Annotated in this window: 20 protein-coding genes and 1 pseudogene; 15 read left to right on the top strand and 6 right to left on the bottom strand. The window is 67.8% G+C overall.

The genetic code is table 11. The features are described 5' to 3' along the window. Positions 1-15: 15 nt before the first annotated feature. Positions 16-3,213: an efflux RND transporter permease subunit gene (locus PHZ_RS20925; RefSeq protein WP_012520496.1), complete on the top strand. Its 3,198-nt coding sequence runs from the start codon at positions 16-18 to the stop codon at positions 3,211-3,213. Between the two features lie 395 nt (positions 3,214-3,608). Beyond that, complete coding sequence (locus tag PHZ_RS20930) at positions 3,609-4,415, top strand: universal stress protein (protein WP_012520497.1); 807 nt, start codon at positions 3,609-3,611, stop codon at positions 4,413-4,415. 67 nt (positions 4,416-4,482) lie between these two features. Here PHZ_RS20930 and PHZ_RS20935 read toward each other — a convergent pair whose 3' ends face one another. Then, the gene (locus PHZ_RS20935; RefSeq protein ID WP_012520498.1) at positions 4,483-4,983 is read right to left on the bottom strand and encodes an SRPBCC domain-containing protein; all 501 of its coding nucleotides are present in this window, start codon (positions 4,981-4,983) and stop codon (positions 4,483-4,485) included. Positions 4,984-6,146: 1,163 nt separating this feature from the next. Here PHZ_RS20935 and PHZ_RS22365 point away from each other — a divergent pair. Both PHZ_RS22365 and PHZ_RS20940 read left to right on the top strand, forming a co-directional pair. After that, positions 6,147-6,506 carry a hypothetical protein gene (locus PHZ_RS22365; protein ID WP_083771055.1) on the top strand — a complete coding sequence of 120 codons (360 nt, stop codon included), beginning with the start codon at positions 6,147-6,149 and terminating at the stop codon, positions 6,504-6,506. A gap of 61 nt (positions 6,507-6,567) precedes the next feature. Continuing rightward, entirely contained in the window at positions 6,568-6,921 is a 354-nt protein-coding gene (locus tag PHZ_RS20940) for a TFIIB-type zinc ribbon-containing protein (protein WP_012520500.1), read from the top strand. Positions 6,922-7,115: 194 nt separating this feature from the next. Here the strand turns inward: PHZ_RS20940 and PHZ_RS23330 are convergent, their stop codons facing one another. Continuing rightward, complete coding sequence (locus PHZ_RS23330) at positions 7,116-7,367, bottom strand: hypothetical protein (protein ID WP_187149125.1); 252 nt, start codon at positions 7,365-7,367, stop codon at positions 7,116-7,118. Between the two features lie 204 nt (positions 7,368-7,571). On the opposite strand from PHZ_RS23330, the gene PHZ_RS20950 reads away from it, so the two are divergent. Further along, positions 7,572-8,465, top strand: coding sequence for a cation diffusion facilitator family transporter (locus tag PHZ_RS20950; protein WP_012520502.1), 894 nt, complete (start codon positions 7,572-7,574; stop codon positions 8,463-8,465). A 99-nt stretch (positions 8,466-8,564) separates the two neighbouring features. On the opposite strand, the gene PHZ_RS20955 is transcribed toward PHZ_RS20950, so the two are convergent. Beyond that, on the bottom strand, positions 8,565-9,161 hold the full coding sequence (locus PHZ_RS20955) for a CC0125/CC1285 family lipoprotein (protein WP_012520503.1): 597 nt from the start codon (positions 9,159-9,161) through the stop codon (positions 8,565-8,567). Positions 9,162-9,467: 306 nt separating this feature from the next. Beyond that, positions 9,468-9,668 carry a hypothetical protein gene (locus PHZ_RS20960; RefSeq protein WP_148217050.1) on the bottom strand — a complete coding sequence of 67 codons (201 nt, stop codon included), beginning with the start codon at positions 9,666-9,668 and terminating at the stop codon, positions 9,468-9,470. Between the two features lie 419 nt (positions 9,669-10,087). Here PHZ_RS20960 and PHZ_RS23880 point away from each other — a divergent pair, with 419 nt between their 5' ends. From PHZ_RS23880 to PHZ_RS23335, 9 genes are all read left to right on the top strand, one after another. After that, a complete protein-coding gene (locus PHZ_RS23880; protein ID WP_187149126.1) occupies positions 10,088-10,423 on the top strand; it encodes an SRPBCC family protein in 336 nt (111 codons plus the stop codon). Positions 10,424-10,869: 446 nt separating this feature from the next. Continuing rightward, the gene (locus tag PHZ_RS20970; RefSeq protein ID WP_012520505.1) at positions 10,870-11,214 is read left to right on the top strand and encodes a lipoprotein; all 345 of its coding nucleotides are present in this window, start codon (positions 10,870-10,872) and stop codon (positions 11,212-11,214) included. Between the two features lie 369 nt (positions 11,215-11,583). Beyond that, entirely contained in the window at positions 11,584-12,474 is an 891-nt protein-coding gene (locus PHZ_RS20975) for a diacylglycerol/lipid kinase family protein (protein ID WP_049758527.1), read from the top strand. A gap of 877 nt (positions 12,475-13,351) precedes the next feature. Further along, positions 13,352-13,483 (top strand): hypothetical protein, encoded by a 132-nt coding sequence (locus tag PHZ_RS23820; protein WP_269079176.1) that lies wholly within the window; start codon positions 13,352-13,354, stop codon positions 13,481-13,483. Positions 13,484-14,097: 614 nt separating this feature from the next. Further along, positions 14,098-14,517 carry a flagellar basal body rod protein FlgC gene (gene flgC / locus PHZ_RS20980; protein ID WP_148217051.1) on the top strand — a complete coding sequence of 140 codons (420 nt, stop codon included), beginning with the start codon at positions 14,098-14,100 and terminating at the stop codon, positions 14,515-14,517. A 36-nt stretch (positions 14,518-14,553) separates the two neighbouring features. Next, positions 14,554-15,036, top strand: a complete 483-nt coding sequence (locus tag PHZ_RS20985) for an MgtC/SapB family protein (RefSeq protein WP_012520508.1) — start codon at positions 14,554-14,556, stop codon at positions 15,034-15,036. Between the two features lie 43 nt (positions 15,037-15,079). Beyond that, positions 15,080-15,391, top strand: coding sequence for a TFIIB-type zinc ribbon-containing protein (locus PHZ_RS20990; RefSeq protein ID WP_041374517.1), 312 nt, complete (start codon positions 15,080-15,082; stop codon positions 15,389-15,391). Between the two features lie 58 nt (positions 15,392-15,449). Then, positions 15,450-16,049, top strand: coding sequence for a CC0125/CC1285 family lipoprotein (locus tag PHZ_RS20995; protein ID WP_041374518.1), 600 nt, complete (start codon positions 15,450-15,452; stop codon positions 16,047-16,049). A 218-nt stretch (positions 16,050-16,267) separates the two neighbouring features. Further along, a complete protein-coding gene (locus PHZ_RS23335) occupies positions 16,268-16,573 on the top strand; it encodes a copper-binding protein (protein ID WP_187149127.1) in 306 nt (101 codons plus the stop codon). A gap of 421 nt (positions 16,574-16,994) precedes the next feature. On the opposite strand, the gene PHZ_RS23340 is transcribed toward PHZ_RS23335, so the two are convergent. Together PHZ_RS23340 and PHZ_RS21005 are read right to left on the bottom strand one after the other, a co-directional pair. Further along, positions 16,995-17,141: a hypothetical protein gene (locus PHZ_RS23340; RefSeq protein ID WP_012520511.1), complete on the bottom strand. Its 147-nt coding sequence runs from the start codon at positions 17,139-17,141 to the stop codon at positions 16,995-16,997. 194 nt (positions 17,142-17,335) lie between these two features. After that, positions 17,336-19,285 (bottom strand): annotated as a pseudogene (locus PHZ_RS21005) (FTR1 family protein). A 165-nt stretch (positions 19,286-19,450) separates the two neighbouring features. On the opposite strand from PHZ_RS21005, the gene PHZ_RS21010 reads away from it, so the two are divergent. Beyond that, a complete protein-coding gene (locus tag PHZ_RS21010) occupies positions 19,451-20,323 on the top strand; it encodes a cation transporter (RefSeq protein WP_012520512.1) in 873 nt (290 codons plus the stop codon). Positions 20,324-20,382: the final 59 nt, after the last annotated feature.

Genomic DNA, 20,382 nt, shown 5'->3' on the forward strand with positions numbered 1-20,382 from the left:
GGAGCTGGTGGCGTCATGATCGGCCGCATCCTGGATTTTTCGGTCCGCTTCCGCTGGACCATCGTCTTCCTCGTCGCCCTGGTGGCGGCGTTGGGCCTCTACAATCTGGTCCGGCTGCCGATCGACGCGGTGCCGGACATCACCAACAAGCAGGTGCAGATCAATACGGTCGCCCCGGCGCTCGCGCCGGCGGAGGTCGAAAAGCTGGTGACCTACCCCGTGGAGACCGCGATGGCGGGAATCCCGGGCCTGCAGAGCACCCGCTCGATCTCGCGCAACGGCTTCAGCCAGGTCACCGTGGTCTTCGCCGAGCGGACGGATGTCTACTTCGCCCGCCAGCAGGTCGCCGAACGGCTCATCCAGGCCCGCGAAAGCCTTCCTGAAGGCGCCCAGCCGATGATGGGCCCGATCTCGACCGGCCTCGGCGAGGTCCTGATGTGGACCGTCGAATACGAGCATCCGGGCGGCCGCAGCGCGCCGCGCCGGGACGGCCAGCCAGGGTGGCAATCCGATGGCGCGTACCTGACCGTCACCGGCGAGCGCCTGACCGATCCGGTCGCGCAGGCCGCCTACCTGCGCGAAGTCCAGGACTGGATCGTCCGACCGCAGATGCGGAGTGTGGCCGGCGTCGCCGGCGTGGACTCCATTGGCGGCTACGACAAGCAGTTCGTGGTCACGCCAAACCCAACTCGACTGGCCGCCTACGGGGTCTCCTTCTCTGAGCTTTCCCGAGCGCTGGAGGCCGCCAACCTGACAGTGGGCGCGAACTTCGTTGAACGCGCCGGCGAGGCCTTCCTCGTGCGCACCGACGCGCGGGTGCGGACGGCCGACGAGATCGCGCGAGCGGTCGTCGCGACGCGCGGCGGCGTGGCCATTGCAGTGCGCGACGTGGCCGAGGTCAAGATCGGCGGCGCCCTGCGCACCGGCGCAGCCTCGGAGAACGGTGAGGAAGTCGTCGTCGGCACCGTTCTGATGCTCACGGGGGAGAACAGCCGGACGGTGGCGCGGGCCTCCGCCGAGCGGCTGGAGGAGATCGCCAAGACCATGCCGCCGGGCGTGCGCCTGCAGGTGGTCTACGACCGCTCAAAGCTGGTCAACGCGACGATCAAGACGGTCGAGAAGAATCTGGCCGAAGGCGCCTTGCTGGTGATCGTCGTGCTCTTCCTGCTGCTCGGCAACATCCGGGCCGCGATCATCACCGCCCTCGTGATCCCATTGTCGATGCTGATGACCGCCATCGGCATGAACCGGCTCGGCGTCTCGGGAAACCTGATGAGCCTGGGCGCGCTCGATTTCGGGCTCATCGTCGATGGCGCGGTGATCATCGTGGAGAACAGCCTTCGGCGACTGGCCGAACGGCAGCACCACGAGGGCCGGCTGCTGACCCTCCAGGAGCGCCTCGGGGAAACCCGCGAGGCCGCCCGGGAGATGATCCAGCCGACGGTCTATGGCCAGGCGATCATTCTTCTCGTCTATGCGCCGCTCCTCACCTTCACCGGCGTGGAAGGCAAGACCTTCTCGCCGATGGCGATCACAGTGATGCTCGCCCTGGCCGCGGCCTTCATCCTGTCGCTCACCTTCGTGCCGGCGATGATCGCCCTCCTGATCCGCGGCAAGGTGGCTGAGAAGGAGGTCCGCCCGATCCGCTGGGCGAAGACGCGGTACGAGCCGTTGCTCCGAAAGACAATCGGTCGTCCCTGGCCCGTGATCTTGGCGGCGGCCGCCGTGTTCGTCGCCGCTGGCGTGGTCTTCGGCTTCCTCGGGCGGGAATTCGCGCCGCAGCTGGATGAGAAGGACATGGCGGTCCAGGCGCTGCGCATCCCCTCCACCTCGCTGGAGCAGTCTTTGCGGATGCAGCGACAAGTGGAGCGCACGATCGCCAGCTTCCCGGAGGTCGCCTACGTCTACTCCAAGACCGGGACGGCGGAGGTCGCCAGCGACCCGATGCCCCCGAACGCCTCGGACAGCTTCATCATCCTGAAGCCGCAGGAGGAATGGCCGAACAAGGGCGAGTCGAAAGCCGAGCTCGTCACGCGGATGGAAGAGCGGCTGGAAGGCCTCACCGGCAATGTGTTCGAGTTCACCCAACCGATCCAGATGCGCTTCAACGAGCTCATCGCCGGCGTGCGTGGTGACGTCGCGATCAAGATCTATGGCGACGACCTCGATGCGCTGGCCCAGGCGGCGGGGCAGGTGGCGAACGTGCTCCAGACCGTCCCGGGGGCGGCCGACGTCAAGGCCGAACAGACGACGGGCTTCCCGACCCTCGATATCACAGTCGACCGCGACGCGATCGGCCGCCTCGGCCTCACCGTCGAGGAGGTCGCCGACACCATCGCCGTGGCCATGGGCGGCCGGGAATCCGGCCTCGTCTTCCAGGGCGACCGCCGGTTCGACATCGTCGTGCGTCTGCCGAACGCCATCCGCAACGACCTCGAGGCCGTGGCCGCCTTGCCGGTGCTCCTGCCGGAAGATGGCAGCGGCGTCCGGCGGTCCGTGCCGCTCCGCGACGTTGCGCGGTTCGCCTATTCTGAAGGGCTGAACCAAGTGAGCCGGGAGAACGGCAAGCGCCGCGTTGTGGTGCAGGCGAACGTCCGCGGCAACGACCTCGGCTCCTTCGTGGCCGAGGCGCAGCGGAAGGTCGAAAGCGAGGTCAAGCTCCCGCCCGGCGCCTGGGTCGAGTGGGGCGGACAGTACGAGAACCTGAAGGCCGCGCAGGCGCGACTGGCGCTTGTCGTGCCGCTCTGTTTCCTGCTGATCTTCGCCCTGCTCTACATGGCCCTGGGCGGGGTGAAGCCGGCGCTCGGGGTCTTCTCGGCCATTCCGCTCGCCCTGGCGGGCGGGGTGTTCGCCTTGGCCGCGCGCGGCATGCCATTCTCGGTCTCCGCCGCGGTCGGGTTCATCGCCCTGTCCGGGGTGGCGGTGCTGAACGGCCTGGTGATGATGACGGCCATTCGGCAGCGGCTGGAGAGGGGGGCCTCTCTCGACCATGCCATCGTCGACGGGGCGATGGAGCGGCTGCGCCCAGTGCTGATGACCGGGCTCGTGGCGTCGCTCGGCTTCGTGCCTATGGCGCTCGCCACCGAGACTGGCGCGGAGGTCCAACGGCCGCTCGCCACCGTGGTCATCGGCGGACTGGTGACAGCCACGGCCCTGACCCTGTTCGTGCTGCCGGCCATCTGTCGCCTGATCTTGCGACCGACTCCGCGTTGACGACCCGCGCCCCGTGTCCGGATTCAGCAGGGAAGCCGGACACGGGGGCGATCGAGAGGCTCTACCGGGGCAAAACGGCGCGAGCGGCGCGGTGCGTATGCTCGTCAGGACTGGCCCACACGAGATACAATGCGCCGCCCAGCACGATGAGCGAGAAGATGAGTAGGAGCACAGCTCCGCGACTGACCTTCTGCCGCATACCTTCGGATCGCTTTCATTGGGTGCTTCGCTGAAGTCTGCGACGCGCTGGCAGCGATCACAAGCGTCGACGGTCGAAACTGGCTGGCGGTCCGCGTACTGTTGACACCTCGCAAGGCGGACGATCGCAGGCGGCCGTATACGGACACCCCCGAGCACTCCCGCGGGGACCCTGACCGAGCGCACAGGAGGCGAGAATGACCTATGCCGATATCGTGGTGGATGCGACCCCCAGCCCCACAGTCCGTCAGACCCTGGAGGTGGCGGCCGAGTTCGCCGAGGCGTACGGCGGCTCTCTCTCGGTCGCCGCGTTCGCTTGGCCACGCGCCTCGACGCTGAACGAAGCGCTCCTTGGCAACGCGGGCGGGTCCGCGCTTCAAGCCTTGGCCTTCGGCGAGGTCCTCGAGAGCACGCAGGCGATCCATGGCGAGGTCTTCGCTGACCGCCAGGTCGTCACCGACTGGTGCTCGGGCATCTCGGATCCGAATCTGATCCTGAACGAGCATCTGCTCACAGCGGACCTGGCGATCCTCGGCGCCTCGGCGAGCGGACAATTCGCGAGGGTCGACGCGACGGCGCTTGCCGCCCACTCCGGCGCGCCGGTTCTGCAGATCGGATCGCGCCGGCCGCGCGTCCCGTTTCGGCAGGTCCTGGTCGCGTGGAAGGACAGCCGGGAAGCTAGGCGGTCCGTCCATGAGGCGCTCCCGCTTCTGAGGCGCGCCGAGCGCGTCGTCGTCCTCGGCGTCGGCGACGAGGTCAGGAGTGAGCGCTTGGCGCAGGTCGCCGACCATCTGGCGCGACACCAGGTCGCCGCAACTCATCTTCACCTCTCCAAGGGCGGCGCTGGCGCTTGCGCACAGATCCTGCAGCACGCCGAAACCGAGGGATGTGATCTCCTGGTGAGCGGCGCCTACAGCCGCCCTCGGTACAGCGAAAGGGTCTTCGGCGGCGTCACGCGGGAGCTTGTGCAGGGCCTGCCAATAGCCTGGCTTTTGGCGCACTGAGGCTCGACCGCTGGTGTCCTGCGCCCTTCGCCGGTCCGCCACGGCTGTAAGCGCCATCGAATCCGCGCTAATCGCCGGCCTTCTTCCGCGCCGCGCGACGCTGACGTCGGTTTAACGGCTTCCCGGCTTGCGGCGGCGCGGCAGACCGACCGCGTCCCGCCAAGGCGGCGCCCCACGCTTCGTAGTAAGGTTTGAGCCGCTCGGTCTTGAGCTGGTGCTTGAACGCGATCTGCGCCAGCCAGCCGGTGAAGCGGACACCATGGCGAATACGGACCCCCTGTTCGACGGGCTCGAGTTCGATCCAGCGTCGTTCCCGGAACCCGATCCAGCCGAGGGTGAACTCCAGCCGCCTTGGCGGGTCGAACGCCGTGATCCTGGCCGGGACTGATTTCCGGGCCACATGGCCCCAGTTCACCGAAAAACGAACCTTGGCGCCTTCCTTCGCCTCGCCCTCGATCTTCTGATACGGATTCCAACTCGGGTAGTCGTCGAAGCTGGTCAGGCGACGCCAGACGACCTGCACCGGCTGACGGATGATCAGCTCGGTCGAATAGGCGATCTCGTTCATCGGCCAGACTCCAGACGGCACGACGACGTGCGACCCGCTTCGACTCTAGGGAATGGTGCTGCAGGCGGCAAACGGTCTCCGACCTCCTCGCGGCTCGGCAACTCGCCTGCCGGTTTGCAGGCCCACCTTCGAGTGGTCGGCCGCCCGTCGGGGCGTCTCAGCATGGTCGTCCTCAAGGTTTCGGAGATGATCCCTTTGGCATCATGATCACCTGGGGTCCGGACCGCCGCGGTGGCGGGCTGGAGCGAGCGGGGGCCGGGGCGTCGCTTGGCGAGGCCTCTGGAGCAAGGCAGACGAGGCGTAGTGCGCGGGCCTCCGCGTCCGCCACCGGGGGCCGCCACGCTTCTCGGCTATATGTCGTGCCGGCGTATTCGCCACTCCAGGTGCGACGGGTCGTCTGCACAGTCCGGACCTGTCGGCTCTTGCAGTCGAAGTCGAAGGTGACCTCAAGCTTCGTAATCGTGCGCCCGGCCTCCAGCTCGGGCTCCCGCAACTCCACGACACCCTGGACGCGTTGGTATCCATGACCATGGTGCTTGTGTTTTGACTCCATCTCCAACGCCAGCGCCCCTTGGTCGGTGGCGCCCACCGAAGTCAGCGCATCCGGTTCCTGGGCGTGAACGAGACCTGGCAGAAGCGCCAGCAGGGCCAGGATCAGGCGTTTCCGGATGTTTCGAAGCACGGCGCAGTTCCTCTGCAACGGCGCTTTCGGCCCCTCGTCCGAAAAGAGCGCCAACCAAGAAGACCACGAGCGCGCCCCCGACAGAAGACAGTTAATGGAGGGCGCGGCGCGAACGGCTCGTCACCGCCGGTGAGCGACACCAAGACCAGGGACACGACAGAGCGCGCGACCCTGTTGCTTGTTGTTGTCTTACACGGCTCCTTCCATCGAGCCTGGCGACCAGCAGAAAGGTCCGCACGCCGGCGCTGCGGTCGGCGCGCACCCGATCCAGCCCAGCGGAAGCGCGAGCGCATAAGCTGGCGCCAACTTGAAGACGTGCATGGCGATCTCCCACAGGTAAGCCGGATCAAGGCGCTGAGCTCGCTGGCCTGCATCTTGGATGAACAGGGGGTGACGAGGAGCGTTCCTTGTGGGTTCAGGCCGGTGCCCTAACGATGCCTGATCGCCGCGTGGGCTCGCCACCGGCAAAAGGAGTAGGTCTATGAAGGTGCTCATCGCCGCCGCCGCGGCTCTCTCGGTCATTGGCGGCACAGCCGCCGTGGCCCAGCCTTACGACTACCGGGGTCAGCAAGACTACTACGATCAACAAGCCCACCATGGGCAGCAGGCGTATCGCGGGCATGGCCAAAACTACGGGGGTTACGTCGCCCCGGCGCCGTACGGCTATGGCCAGACTTACACAGGCAACGCCCATGCCTATGGGCGTTCCGCCTACTATGGCGATACCCACGGGGCCCGAGCGTACGGGTACGCTGATCACTACGATCGTCATTCGCGCCGGGAGGGCCGGCGAGATCGCCACTATGTCGCCCCGCGCGCACGACATGATCGGCATCACTAGGCCTTGACGCTTCGAGACCGAACCCCCGCCTTCGGGCGGGGCTCTTGCAAGGAGAGTATCCGTGAGCGATCCCACCCCTGCTTCGATAACCCCTCATGAAGGGGGCCTGCTTTGCCCCGCGTGTCGCGTGGACCTGGTGATGTCCGACCGACAGGGCGTCGAGATCGACTATTGCCCGCGGTGCCGTGGCGTCTGGCTGGACCGCGGCGAACTGGACAAGATCATCGAACGCAGCGCCGCTTACGAAGCCGGCTCGCAGGCGGCGCCGGAACCGCCGGCGGCGCGGCCTGGATATGGGCAGCCGTGGGATGGCGGGCATTCCGACGAATATCGCGGAGGCCACCATGGCGGGGGTCGCCACGGAGGCGGCCACGGCCGGCGGCGCGGCTTTCTCGGCGGCCTCTTCGACGACTAGGGCGTGGCGCGAAGCTTTGGCTGACACGCTTGCCCGAGCGCAGATCAAGCAGTCACCTAGGCTTCGAGATCGCCTCGAACCAGCCCACTCCGGCGATCCTGGATGAAGAGCGGTTCACCCTCTCCCGGTCAGAGAAGGTGGCTCGGGGTCGCGAGGCCTTCTTGGCTCTGATGCCAGCACGCTTCTCGACGCCTCTAGTGTCGGCGCCCCCCGAGATGTCCGAAGCCGTTGTGGCCGCTGGGATATCCGCGCGAGCCGTACCGATTATAGCCGGCGTAATGGCCACGGTCGTAGGCCCGCGGCGTCACGTAGATCGCGCCTCGGCCATAGCTGTAGGGCGCAACGTAGCCGTAGTTGGGGTGCGAGGAACCGTGGTAGCCGTAGTCGCCCGCGCCGTAGGTCGAGCACCCGGCCAAGGCGAGACCTGCCAGTCCGGCAACGAACACGGGTCCGATTGTGAAGCGTCTTCTCCTTAGCATGACGCGTTCTCCTTCCTCGCGGCGTAACGTAGCAGGAAACGACTCGTTCAGATGTCCGCCGCTCGGGTCATCTTCCAACCGCGATGGCGGGCAGAGTTAGGTTGACCCCACCAGCGCGATTCGCGCGTTCATCAGCTGCGCTGCAGCTGCGATCAACCGAGAGCAAGATCCATGGGTGCCGGACACGACCACGCGGGCGCGAACACCAACAGCCGTAGGCTGGCGATCGCTTTGGCGCTGACCAGCACCTTCCTGATCGCCGAAGTGGTGGCGGGCTTCGTCTTCAACAGCCTGGCGCTGCTCTCGGACGCGGCGCACATGTTCACCGATGCCGCAGCGCTCGCGATCGCCTTGGCCGCCATTCGGATCGGCTCGCGCAAGCCCGATGATCGCCGCACCTTCGGCTACCGGCGATTCGAGATCCTGGCCGCCGCATTCAACGCGATCCTGCTGTTCGGCGTAGCGATCTATGTGCTGGTCGAGGGGATCCGGCGGATCCTGGAACCCGAGGCGGTGCAATCGACCGGCATGCTGATCGTCGCCATTCTGGGCCTCGTGATCAACTTGGTGTCGATGCGCCTACTATCGGGCGGCAAGGACAAGAGTCTAAACGTGAAGGGCGCCTATCTGGAGGTCTGGGCCGACATGCTCGGCTCGCTCGGCGTCATTGTCGGGGCCGTTGTGATCCGCGTGACCGGTTGGCCGTGGGTCGATCCGATCGTCGCCATCGCGATCGGACTTTGGGTGCTGCCGCGCACCTGGATTCTGCTGCGCGACAGCACGAACATCCTGCTTGAGAGTGCGCCCCGCGGTGTGGTGCTTGCCGAAATCCGCAAGGCGATCGCTGGAACGCCGGGCGTCGCAGGCGTTCATGACCTGCACGTCTGGGTCACTGGTGCGGACCAGACGAGCGCTTCGGCCCACGTGGTGCTGGTGGATGGTGCGGAGGCTGAAGACGTCCGCCTGGCTGTCTCGTCGCGTCTGCGCGACGATTACCAACTCGAACACATCACGCTGCAGACAGAGCGCATCCCCTGTGAGGATGCAGCTATCGCGCACCTGTAGGCCAGCCGGGGCGAATCCTTTGGGAGCCGTCAACGGGGATGCCACATGTGCCGTGCGAGATAGAGCGGCTAGAGCAGACCCCGGTGTTCCACCGCGAACCTACTCGGGCGCCGGGCTCAGGATTCTGGGGCGGAGGTTCTCCTGGACCGCGCGCGCATCGAAGGCCGTCGGATCGTCCACGGGCTTCGCGCCGCGACCCATGACGATCTCAGCAGTGGCCTCGAACTTCTGGATGGTCTGCACGTCGATGCGGCTGGCGAAGAATGGGCTGCCCATGTGAGGATGCCAGGTGCTCCAGCCGTGGCCTCCATGATAGCGCCACGTCGGCGCGAAGTGTCCAAAGTGAGACCCGTACCACGACCCATAGAATGGGTCGGTCTGCAAATAGCTGCGGGTCTGCCTGTCCGTTCTGCGATCGGCGATGGCGAACCAGTCGTAGCCTTGCGCCTGAGTGAGTTCAGCCGCCCGGAACAGGAGGTAGCTCTCCACCGTCTCCCGGGACGTCAGGCTGTTGCCGGCAAACGTCACTCGCCAACGGTTCGGTTCCAGGCGCTGCTCGGAGTATCCGCCGCTGGCCTTCTGGCGCGGGAGGTTCGGCTGGTAGGGCGTCGCCGTCGCACAGGCGCTGAGGGTCGCGACGCTCAGCAGGATGACGAGCGTCTTCGCACCGAGCGCATGTGGCTTAGGCGTTGTCATGAACTCAGGCGCCCCCTTCAGCCGATCCTAATGCCTGACAGTACACACGTATGGGGTTCTTTTCGATACAGGCCGTGAGCCATTGTCAGAGAGGTTGACGCCCATGGAGGGTCCAGTCACGGTCAAAGTCGTCAAGCTGGTGTCGTCGGCATCGCGGCCATGGCCCTAAGGGCTCACCGGGCGCGCATCCGGGTTCGGCGCCGTACCGTCGGCAGCTGCCTGTCCTCCAAAAACCGAAGCTTGGCGATGGTCTCAGAGCGTCGATGGCGCGGGTGGATCCCGTTGCAACCTCAGCCTCGGACCTGCTCATCCGGGGAATGGACGCAGCTCTCCATCCGCTTGCTGCAGCAGCACTTCGACTGGCCGCCCGGCGCCTTTGGCAGCCCTGGCGAACCTAAGAGCCGCTTCCTCGGCGTCCACCTGGTAGGCGTAGCTACCCATCGAGCCGGCGTCGGAGATGACGCGCCAGCCGGCTTGGTGCCGCACGATGGCGATGGAAATGGGCATCTGTTGTGTAGCCATACTCTGCCTCCGGTTCAGAGCAGGAGGGGATCCGACTTGGCAATGGCGTGCATCGCGACCGCGCAGCCAGGGAACAGGGCGCGGCCTGCGAGCATGGAGAGCGGTTCGTTGACGACGTGTGCGCCTAAAACCACTGGGCCTCAATAGTGGCGGTGATGTGATCCAAACGTCCCTGCTACACGCGCCGACGTCGGCGCCTCCATCGGTCCGAACCACGAGCGAAGACTCCGGCCGACATCGGAAACCCGGAGGCGGCGCCGAGCCTTGCCCGCAGGCGGCGCGTCTGCTCTTTGATGGGCATGTTCTTCCTCACGACGGGGCGCGCCGCTCGCGAGACGACCCGTCGCCGCGTGGTCGGCGCCGGACGGCTATGCTCATCGGGGATGCGCTAAGCGATGCCGGGAATGCACGCCGAGGCGCATGTCGCCGTGCCGCCGGAGCGGGTTTGGGCGCTGCTCATCTGCTTCGAGAACTACCCCTTGTGGACACGCGCCCTGGCGCTGTCCGGCAAGCTGAAGCCCCACGCGCCCGTCGACTATGTCGTTCCGCTCGCTCGCCCGGCCGGACCGATCCGCCGGCTTGCGCTCCCGTGCGAGGTTACGCGCCTGACGCCGGGGCGTAGCCTGGCGCTGTCTTTCGGGTGGGGCCCGGCCTTATACGCTACGAACTCAGCTTCGAGCTGGAGCGCGACGGGGACGGCAGCCGGCTGCGCCACGGAATTGAGGCTCAGAGCTTCTTGAGTCGCGTGATCGAGGGGCGGCTGCAGCGGCTGTTGAAGCGTCCCTTCGAAACCTTCGTCAACGATGTGCGCCACCGCTTGGCAGCCCCGGCCGCGCCGAAGCCGAAGCCCCCGAGGGCCGGGAAATCCAGAGCGCCCCGAAACCTCCCGCCGCCGAAGAGGGGTCGGCGACGGTAGGCCTGCCCGGGGCAGCCCCAATGCGCCACTGACCTCAGGCTATCTCGGGCAGAATCTCTCACCGCACGAGGTATGCGAGGAGGTCGGCGAGGCTCAAGTTGAAGATGTTGGCGGCGATCTCCCAAATGCTTGAGTGTCGTACCTCCTGCAGTCCTCAGATCCGGCTAGATGAACGGGAGGTGACGCACAGCGTTCTCCAGAGGTTCAGGCCCAAAGTCCATGATGCCTGATCGCCGCGGGCCTTCGCCCCGCGGCAGAGGAGTGGTTCCCATGAAGTACCTCATTGCCGCCGCGGCGGCGCTTTCGGTCCTCGGAGCCTCGGCCGCCATGGCGCAGCCCTACGGCTACGGCGGTCAGCAAGGCTACTACGATCAGCAGCCCTATTACGGCCCGCAGCAGCCCTACCGCGGCCAAGCCTATGACGATCGCGGCTACGGCGCGCCATACGGCTACGCTCAGCCCTATACGAGTCGTGGCTATGCCTATGGGGGTCCAGCCTACAACGGCGGGCACTACGGCGCGCGCGCCCACAACTATAGCTACCGCAACGACCGGCACGTTCGCCGGGACCGCCATCATGTCGCCCCCCGGGGCCGTTACGATCGCCACCACTAAGTCGTTTGGCTTGATCCGGGACGCTCCGCCCGCGCGGGCGGAGCGTCTCCAAGGAGTACGAGCGCGCCGCCGCCTATGGACCCCCATACGACCCCCAACGGGACCGCCAGGCGTCTGCTGGTGACGGGGAGCTGTCGGACGGCGCCTATCGCCCGGACCCGGCGGAGGTCATCGGACCATCGTCACGGCGGGGAGGGGGCATGGCGGCGGTCACCGCCGACGCCGAGGCTTCCCCCGCCGCGTTTTTGACGACTGGCGGAGCACAAAATCGGCAACCCGCTTCGGCCGTGGCCGTTGCGACCGAGGTCCTCTCCGTCCTAGGCGCTGACAGGTCAAATACCGCCTGGCGCCGTCTCATCGCGACCCATAATGCCGTCAGACCTCGACCTGCGTTCGCTCCGGATCGGCGTCCTTCTGAACACCTCGAGTGGCAGCTGCGACAGCTCCACCCGCGGCGCCGTCCTCAGCGTCCTGGAGACGGCCGAGGTCGAGCCGGTGCAAGTCTGGGATGTCGTCGGCAAGGGGGTGGATCGAGCTTTGGACCAGGCGACGGAAAGTGGGTTGGACGTAATGGTCGTTCTGGGCGGCGACGGCACCATACGGGCGGCCGCCCAGCGGTGCGAGGCCGAAGGCCCTCTGCTCATGCCACTGCCGGGCGGGACCATGAACATGCTCCCCAAGGCGCTCTACGGCGCCCGTACCTGGCGAGAAGCGCTGACCGACACCCTCGCCGCGCCGATCGTGCAAGCCGTGCATGGCGGGCAGGTGGGGGGCCACCGCTTTTACGTCGCAGGCGTGTTCGGCGGCGCATCCCTCTTCGCCGAAGCCCGCGAGGCTATCCGGGATGGCGATCTGCCCGCCGCGTGGGAACAGGGGGTCGCGGCCCTCAAGCAGGCGCTGGGAGCCGAACTCAGATACCGATTCGAGGGAAAGTCCGCCTCGAAGGCCGAAGCGGTTGTGGTGCTCTGTCCGTTGCCGCCGCCGGAGACTGACGGGGAGGTGCTGCTTGAAGCCGCAGCCATCGATGTCGATGGCGCGGGGGACGCGATCCGTCTGGCGGTGATGTCCGCGTTTCGCGGCTGGCGAGCCGATGAGACCGTCACGCTCGCGCACTTGGAGAGCCTGGAGATCGCCTCCAGCCGGCCGATCCCCGCGATTTTGGACGGGGAGCGGTTTACGCTCACGCGGTCTGAGCGGGTCACGCGGGTTCGCGGGGCCTTCTATGCCTTGAAGCCCGCGCCGCCGGCTTGGTCAGCCTAGTGCCACCGCCCGCCCAGGTGGCCAAAGCCGTTGGGCTCCTGGAATAGCCGCGGAACCCGTAGCCGCGATCGTAGGCGCGATCGTAGGCGCGAGGCGTCGCGTAGCGACCCTCGACATAGCTGTAAGGCGTGCTGTACCCGTAGCTGGGATAGGAACGGCCATGCGAACCGTAGCTGCCGGCGCCGCACGTCGAGCAGCCCGCCAGGACGACGCTTGCCAGTCCGGCGAGCATCAGGACGATCCGCGCGTCTAGATTTCAGCACGACCAACTCTCCTTCTGCTGGCGTAACGTCGCGGGTGGCCGTCCTGGCCTTTGGCTGCGCGGAGCATCGCGTCGTCGGACTTCCCCCTCGTCGCGGTCGCCGGCCAGTTCGGGCAACGAGGCCGGTATCGTAGCCAATGTGCCGGCGGCTCAGGCGCGGCCGGGGTCCTGATCGCAAGGCTACTTCGGACCGGAGATTCAACGGCCGCTCGCCAACGTAGTGATCGGGGCGCTTCGGTCCGCCCCGCTGCGCGGGTTGGCGACTCGATCGTGCTTCCCGAAGCGCGAGAATGCAGGCACTATCCCACCATGTTCGAAGCTTCGGTCACGACGCGAGGAGCTCCGCATTGGCGGACGCACCGGTCGTCGCGCCCGACGGCGAACGGGTGGCTGCGGCTTCTGCTCACACCGGTCTTCGCGCTCTGCCTGCTGGGCACCTGCCTCTCCTGTGGCCCGCTGGCGCATGCCGGCCCGCCGGCGGCTGACGTCGGTGTCGAACAGACGCAGGGGGCGGGGCTGCAAACCTCGGTCCAAGCTCCGCCCGTCGGCGGACCGGACGATGTCGGGGCCCCGATCACGGCGCCCGCCCGGACCTGCGGCGGCTGCGCGGGCCACATGGCCCCGATGCCGGCCGACATGCAGGTCGCCGAGACGGTGGCGCGTCAGCCCTTGCGCTGGCGCTCAGAATTCGCCCTGCCGCCGCCGCCGGTCGAGCCTGACCGCCTGGAGCGTCCCCCTCGCGCCTGAGCCAAGCCTGAGCGCCCCTTCGGGCGTCGCCTTGGTCTTGTTCGCAGAGGGATGTCAAAGCTGTGCCCCGACAGTCGCCGCAGGCCGTGTCGCGCGGTCGCTTCTCGTGCCGCCCACCCTTGGGTGTGCGGCGCTGCGTCGTGCATCGAACCATTCTCCGCTCCCGAACTCCACCGGGCGGCGCAGCGCAGTCCAACCAGGTCGTTGCCTATTCGCCAGGCCTGGCTGGGTGCGCCGGCGTGTCACTCCCGACGCCACGCCGGCGTTACCCTTTTCCCCGTCCTCCTTCCGTTCGAGGGGCCCAGCTCGAATGTCGGTTCCGGTCGTCGCCCCCCACCCATCACGGAGGCGACCGGACGCGCCGGCATGACGGCGAAAGCCGCCCAAGCCGGCGCACACCATTAGGCCTCCTTTCGCAACGGGTGACCCTGGCCCGCGGAGGAGGAGTCAACTGCAAGCAGCCCGCCTCGAGAGGGCTTTGCCGGCGGCGGGCGGGCCGGTCCCCGTCCCGAATGCGCCCCGCCGATCACCCGACGGTGGCGCGTCATTACCGGCGGCGCCCCCAACCTCCCATTTCAGCCGAGTCCGAGAGGACGACACCCCAGGAGTTGCTCATGACCAAGCTTGGTGAAGGCGGTCCGATGGCGATCGCGGCGATGGCGCTCCGCGCCCAGCAGGCGCGGATGCGGATTATCGCGGAGAATATCGCGAACTCTCAGACCACCGCTGCCACCCCGGGCGGCGACCCCTACCGACGCCAGATGCCGATCTTCGCGCCGCTCAAGCTGGAGGATGGGTCCGTGAGCGTCCAGCTGGTCCGGACCGAACCCGATCCGACGGCGTTCAAGAAGGAGTATAGCCCGGGCCATCCGGCCGCAGATCCGAGCGGCTACGTGACGCTCTCGAATGTCGAGACCCTAGTCGAGTCCCTCGACTTCAAGGCGGCGCAGCGCGCCTACGAGGCCAACCTCAACGTCATCGACACCTCCCACGCGATGGAGCAGAGCACCATGCGCCTGCTGCAGTCCAAGTGAAACCGCCCCCGCAAAGGTCTGACCGGCGGTCCGCCCATGGTTGATTGGCTCTCCGCCTGGGGCCTCGCCGATCCGGGCGCGGTCGTGCGCCACTTGGCCGATCTGGGCCTGGCTTTCCTCCTGGCCCTGCCGATCGGCCTCTACAACGAACGTCACGAACGCAGTGCCGGGCTGCGGACTTTTCCGCTGGTGGCCATGGCGGCCTGCGGCTTCGTGATCGTGGCGGTCAGCGTGCTGGGGCGCGAGAGCGAGGCCCAAGGCCGGGTCATGGAGGGCCTGATCACCGGCGTCGGTTTCATCGGTGGCGGAGCGATCCTGAAGTACCGCGGCCATGCGGACGGCACCGCCACGGCGGCGGGCCTATGGGTGACGGGCGCGATCGGCGCGGCGGTGGGCTATGGCCTGTTCGACATCGCCGCCATCCTGGCCCTCGCCGCCTTCCTCACCATGCGCGGCCTCAAGCCCATCAAAAAGTTCGCCCAGCGCGACCCCGCCGACGCTGCGGAGACCCGGCGGTGACATCCCCCAACCCGTGCAACGCGCCTCGGCGCCTGGAGGCTCCATGCCCTTGATGATGTGTCCCAACGACAACGCCGCGATGGAGGTCATCGCCCGCGATGGCGTTCAGTTCGACATGTGCCCCACCTGCCGGGGCGTCTGGCTGGATCGCGGCGAGCTTGAGAAGCTCCTAGCCGACGCCCGCGCCGAGGCCGACGTGGCGCCGGTGGCGCGACAGCCCCCGCCGGAGCGGTATGACTCGCGTCGTGGCGGCCATGGCGATCACGACCGGGGCCGCGACAGCCACGGCGGCGGTCATGGCGGCGGCTACGGCAAGCATGGCCGCCGTCGGAGCATCTTCGATGTCTTCGACTGACACTCGCCCGTCCTCAGTCCCCCTCCACAGGAGCTCCGCGCCAGCGCGGAGATGCAACATGACACACCCTCTTCGACTTCTGTCGCTTGTGGCCGGCGCCGCGCTGCTCGCGAGCTGCGCCACGGTCACCCCCTATCAGCCGCAGGTCAGCCGTGGGCCAGTGAGCGGCGGCTACACGGACACCCAGGTGGAGCCCGACCGTCTCCGCGTCTCCTTTGCCGGCAACACCCTTACCTCCCGCGAGACCGTGGAGGTGGGACTGCTCTATCGAGCCGCAGAGCTCACCCTCGCGCGCGGGTATGACTGGTTCGAGCTCGCCGACCGGGCCACAGACCGCAAGGCCTACGCCTCCGCCGTCAGCGGCTACGGGGGCGTTTCGGCCTTCGGAGGCTGGGGCCATGGGTTCGGCCACGGACTGGGGCACGGCGGACGCCACGGGTTCGGACATGCGGGGTTGCACGGCTTCGGTCCCGGCGGGGGCCTCTATCCGGGGTGGGCCAGTGGGCTCGATGTCCGCACCGTCGAGCGGTTCACCGCCACGGCGGAAATCCTGCTGCGGCGGGGCTTGAAGCCAGCCGGCGATCCGCGCGCCTTCGACGCCCGCGCGGTCCAGCAGAACCTAGAGCCGCTCATCCGGCGGCCCGCGGCGACGTCATGATCCGCCTCCCGATGCCGTCGATCGCGGCGCCCACTCGGCACTCGGTCGCCCCCCTCCTGCTGGTGGCGCTCATGGCGGCGACGCCGGCCCTCGCCCAATACGGCCGCGGTACAAATGGTCGCCCCGGCCAGGGGCGCCCACCGCCGGTCTCCCGGGCGCCGAGTCGTCCGTCGACGCACGTGCGCAGTCCGCCGCCCCCGCCACAGGCCCCCTTCAAGATGAGCGATGTAGTGGCGGTCGGGGTCGTACAGACCCTTGATGTAGAGGCGGGGCGGGTCACCATCGCCTATGAGCCGATCGAGAGCCTGAATTGGCCGGGTGGGACGAAGCCGTTCGGCGTCGCCAAGTCGTCGCTCCTCGCCGGCGTGGCGCCCGGCGACAAGGTCCGCTTCCGTCTCGAGAGCCAGCAGATCGCCGACCTCAGGCCGTTCTCGCCGCGGATGGTCGCGGGACCTGAGGTCCGCGCCCCTGACGTCGCCGATCCAAGCCCATCGGCCAACGTCGTCCCGCGGCCTCGGCCATGACCGTTCACGACAGCGGGCCGCGCGGCCCGACCGCCCCCAATCGTTCGGCAACGGAGATGCGAATGAACCACCTACGACGCAAGCCGCTCCAGGCCGCCTGCCTTCTGGCCGTCGCCCTGGCGCTCAGCGCCTGCGGAAAGATGGGCCCCGCAAGTCGACCCGGCCCGATGTGGGGCGCTCCCGGCGAAAGTCCAAGCCCGACGCCGAAGCCGTCGCCGGGTATGGAGACGATTGACGCCCGCGATCGCGACCAACGCCAGGCGACGCCGACGGAACCGCGATCGTGACGTTCGGATGGCGGAGGCCGCAGGTGGTGCCCGCTCGCGGTCAACAGGGCGACAAATGAAACACCTCAGGCACCTGAACCCCTGGATCCGGCTCGCGATCCTACCGGCCGCCGCGCTTGTCTTTGTGCTCCTGCTCAAGTTGTTCGGCTCAGCGTCATAGGCCGCCAGATGTCGTCCACCCGGGCGCGGCTGTCGCTGGCGGCGCCCAGAAGTGCGGCGAGCCAAGCCAAGGGCAGGCCGCTCGCAACGAGCGCCAGCGCGGCGCCGATGAACCCGAACATGAACGCGGGGCGTACGCCGCCCGCAAAACCCTAAGCATGAAAGCTCCCTCGACCTGTAGCAGGGAGGAAGCTACGCGATCACCCGAGGCCCGGCTTGAACGTGGCGGTTGGCTAAGGCGGGCTCCGATCAGCCGCCCCATTCAAGTCGCGGGTCTGAGGACTCGGCCGCCAGCCCTGCTCCTTGCGCTCGATCATCAAGGATCGACCCGCAGGCGGGCCGCAGCCTGGGCGCGCCGGCCCGCCGCCCAGAACCCAACCACTACCGCCGTCAGCGTCAGGAGCTGGGCCATGAGCCCTTCCCAGGTCGGGAAGACACCGAGCACCTCGATGCGGGGCAGGGCGGCCAGGGGCCGCACGTCCAGCATCCCCGCCTCCTGCAGCCCCGCGACGCCCTTGCCGGTGAGCACGACAGCCAGCACCGCGATCAGGATCGAGCTGTAGGAGAAGAACTGCGCGACGGGCAGGCGTTTGCTGTAGGTTAGGAGCGCCCAGGCGATCACCGCCAGGCTGGCCACGGCCAGAGCGGCGCCCGACAGCATGGCGAGCTGACCACCTTGGCTCCAGAGGGCGGCGTAGAAGAGGATGGTCTCGAAGACCTCCCGGTAGACAACGATGAAGGCCAGCAGGAACAGGAACCAGGCCGACCGCTTCGAGAGCGCCGCCGACAGCTTGTCGCGAATGTAGGCCTGCCAGGCGCCGGCTTGCGCCTTCCCGTGCATCCAGACGCCCACCGAGATCAGCACGACTGCCGAGACCAGCGAGCCGAACCCCTCGGTGAGCTCACGGCTCGCCCCGCTGATCGAGATCAGGTAGGTCGCGGCCGCCCAGGTGAGCCCGCCCGCCACGAGCGCCGTGATCCAGCCACCATGCACATAGGCAAGCACGTCCTGGCGCTCGGCCTTCCGCAGGAAGGCGATCATGGCGATCACGATCAGCAGCGCCTCGACGCCTTCGCGCAGCAGAATGGTGAAGGCGCCCAGGAAGCTCGAGGCGGCGCTGGCCTGCTCCGGCGCGAGCGCGCGAGCGGCCTCATCGAACAAGGCCTCGAGCCCGCGGACCTACGCGGCCACCTCGGCCGGCGGCGCCCCGCGGTTAAGGCTCGCCCGCAGCTCGCCCATGGCGCCCTCGACCTTGGCCATCAGCGCGCCGTCGCGCGCGCGCAGCAGAGGTTCGACAGGCTCAAAGCCGTCGAGATAGGCCGACAGCGCCAGCTCCTCCGCCCGCTTGCGATCGCCAGCCCGGTAGGCCGCAAGGCTCTGGGCGAGCTTTTGGCGCGCGACATCCAGACCGCCGGCTGACTGGGTCGCCACAGCCTCCGGATGACGGCGCAGATAGGCCATGAGCTGGTTCGCTTGCGGCTCGCCCACGCGAGCGGCGAGCGCCGCGGGGGTGGTCTGGGTGAGCGCCTGCAGATCGGGCACGACGCCTCGCATCTGTGGCCCGGCGCGCCAAGCCTGCTCGCCGGCCCGCTCGGCCTCTCGCGAATAGGCGAGGCTCCCCACATAGTAGGCGAGGGCCCAGCGGTCTTCGGACGACAGATGGGCGAAGCTCGCCATCGCCGTGCCGTCGAGCCCCTGACCGATCACCTGGTAGAGACCAAAGAGGCTGCGTTCCCTGGCGCGCGCCAGGTCGGTGAAGGCGATCGGCGGCGGCTCCAGCCCTTTGGCGTTCGGACCGTCACACTTACCGCCGGCGCCGTGACAAGACGCGCACTGCTCGGCATAGAGGGCCGCCCCCCGGGCGAGGTCCGGCGCCTGCTGCGGCGCCAGCGGCACGGGGTAGGCCTTGAGTAGATCGGTTGCGAGGGTCCGGGCCTGTCGCGCCACGTCCGCAGGCTCCGCGCGCTGATCCACCGATGCGATGAGCGCGTTGGCCTCCGTAAGGAGCTGCGGTTTCGCCGAACTTGCCGGCAGGCCGCCGATGCGGCTGCGCACGGAGGCGGAGAATTCCCGCATCTCCGCATACTCGGCCTCGCTGATGATCCGGCCTTTGGAGACGGCGCCGGGGTAATCCACGGCGATATAGTCCAGCAGGCGCCAAGCCACCTCCGGCGAGGGGGTGGCGTCTCGGGCCCGGGCGGCCTGGGGAAGATTCGCGACCGCCAGCAGGGCGACCGCAAGGAAGAGGCGAGCGAGCGCCAGCATCGAAGCGTCCTGAGCGCGACTGCGAATAGGTCTCAACAACAGGATGCATGCTCAAGCCGCTAGAGGATCAAGAGGCGCCTCCGCGAGCCTGCGAAAAAACGCGCCGCAACGGCTTGATCCTCTAGCCGCTAGATCAAGTAGGGTGCCCCGGTCAGGAGAATTCGCATGTCGAGTACGACGGCGGCCGCAGGGACGCTCCGTTACCGGGTCACCGGCATGGACTGTTCGAGCTGCGCCGAAAAGATCCAGGCCGCCGTTACCAAGTTGCCGGGTGTGGAAGAGGCGCGTGTCTCCATCGCCTCTTCGATGATGACCGTGAAGGTCGATGACGCGGCCAGGCGCTCGCCGGCGGTGGAGGCGACGGTGACGGAGCTCGGCTACCATCTTGATCGCGAAGGAAGTCCGGCGACGGCCGACCCGGATGAGCTTCCAAAGGACCTCAGCCACATCACGCCGGCCTACCGGCGGGCCCTCTGGATCGTGGTGCTGATCAACGTCGGCTACGGCTTGGTGGAGATCGTCGCGGGGTTTGTCGCCCGTTCCCAGGCGCTGAAGGCCGACGCCCTCGATTTCATGGGTGACGGACTGATCACGTTCTTAGGTCTGCTGGCGATCGGCTGGTCGCTCGTCTGGCGGGCCCGCTCGGCGTTGATCCAAGGTCTCTTCCTGGCGGCGCTGGGCGTGGGCGTGCTCCTGAACACGGCCTACCGCGTCCTCGTCCTGAACCAGCCGGAAGCCGAGCTCATGGGCGTGTTTGGGGTCATCGCGCTCGTGGCCAATGTCGCAGCGGCGCTCATCTTGATCCCACACCGCGCCGGCGACGCCAATGTTCGCGCCGTCTGGCTCTTCTCGCGCAACGACGCCCTGGGCAACCTCGCCGTCGTGATCGCCGCTGGCCTCGTGTTCTGGACCAGGACCGCTTGGCCCGATCTCGTGGTGGCGGTGATCATTTCGGGGCTCTTCCTCCAGTCCGCCTGGTCGATCATTCGCGACGCCCGCACGGACCTGCGGGAAGCGCGGTCGCTGAGCGCCGCGTGAACGTCGGATGAGACGGCTTTCGCCTCCAGTGCGGGCCCGGGCGCCAGACGGTCCGCCAC

The sequence above is a fragment of the Phenylobacterium zucineum HLK1 genome (genome assembly GCF_000017265.1).
GTDB lineage: Bacteria > Pseudomonadota > Alphaproteobacteria > Caulobacterales > Caulobacteraceae > Phenylobacterium > Phenylobacterium zucineum.

Bases quoted from the DNA above. Each gene is read 5' to 3' on its own strand.
- PHZ_RS20925 (WP_012520496.1), top strand. From the start codon at position 16: ATGATCGGCCGCATCCTGGATTTTTCGGTCCGCTTCCGCTGGACCATC.
- PHZ_RS20930 (WP_012520497.1), top strand. From the start codon at position 3,609: ATGACCTATGCCGATATCGTGGTGGATGCGACCCCCAGCCCCACAGTC.
- PHZ_RS20935 (WP_012520498.1), bottom strand. From the start codon at position 4,983: ATGAACGAGATCGCCTATTCGACCGAGCTGATCATCCGTCAGCCGGTG.
- PHZ_RS22365 (WP_083771055.1), top strand. From the start codon at position 6,147: ATGAAGGTGCTCATCGCCGCCGCCGCGGCTCTCTCGGTCATTGGCGGC.
- PHZ_RS20950 (WP_012520502.1), top strand. From the start codon at position 7,572: ATGGGTGCCGGACACGACCACGCGGGCGCGAACACCAACAGCCGTAGG.
- PHZ_RS20955 (WP_012520503.1), bottom strand. From the start codon at position 9,161: ATGACAACGCCTAAGCCACATGCGCTCGGTGCGAAGACGCTCGTCATC.
- PHZ_RS20960 (WP_148217050.1), bottom strand. From the start codon at position 9,668: ATGCCCATTTCCATCGCCATCGTGCGGCACCAAGCCGGCTGGCGCGTC.
- PHZ_RS23880 (WP_187149126.1), top strand. From the start codon at position 10,088: ATGCACGCCGAGGCGCATGTCGCCGTGCCGCCGGAGCGGGTTTGGGCG.
- PHZ_RS20970 (WP_012520505.1), top strand. From the start codon at position 10,870: ATGAAGTACCTCATTGCCGCCGCGGCGGCGCTTTCGGTCCTCGGAGCC.
- PHZ_RS20975 (WP_049758527.1), top strand. From the start codon at position 11,584: ATGCCGTCAGACCTCGACCTGCGTTCGCTCCGGATCGGCGTCCTTCTG.
- PHZ_RS23820 (WP_269079176.1), top strand. From the start codon at position 13,352: ATGGCCCCGATGCCGGCCGACATGCAGGTCGCCGAGACGGTGGCGCGT.
- flgC (WP_148217051.1), top strand. From the start codon at position 14,098: ATGACCAAGCTTGGTGAAGGCGGTCCGATGGCGATCGCGGCGATGGCG.
- PHZ_RS20985 (WP_012520508.1), top strand. From the start codon at position 14,554: ATGGTTGATTGGCTCTCCGCCTGGGGCCTCGCCGATCCGGGCGCGGTC.
- PHZ_RS20990 (WP_041374517.1), top strand. From the start codon at position 15,080: ATGCCCTTGATGATGTGTCCCAACGACAACGCCGCGATGGAGGTCATC.
- PHZ_RS20995 (WP_041374518.1), top strand. From the start codon at position 15,450: ATGACACACCCTCTTCGACTTCTGTCGCTTGTGGCCGGCGCCGCGCTG.
- PHZ_RS23335 (WP_187149127.1), top strand. From the start codon at position 16,268: ATGAGCGATGTAGTGGCGGTCGGGGTCGTACAGACCCTTGATGTAGAG.
- PHZ_RS23340 (WP_012520511.1), bottom strand. From the start codon at position 17,141: ATGTTCGGGTTCATCGGCGCCGCGCTGGCGCTCGTTGCGAGCGGCCTG.
- PHZ_RS21010 (WP_012520512.1), top strand. From the start codon at position 19,451: ATGTCGAGTACGACGGCGGCCGCAGGGACGCTCCGTTACCGGGTCACC.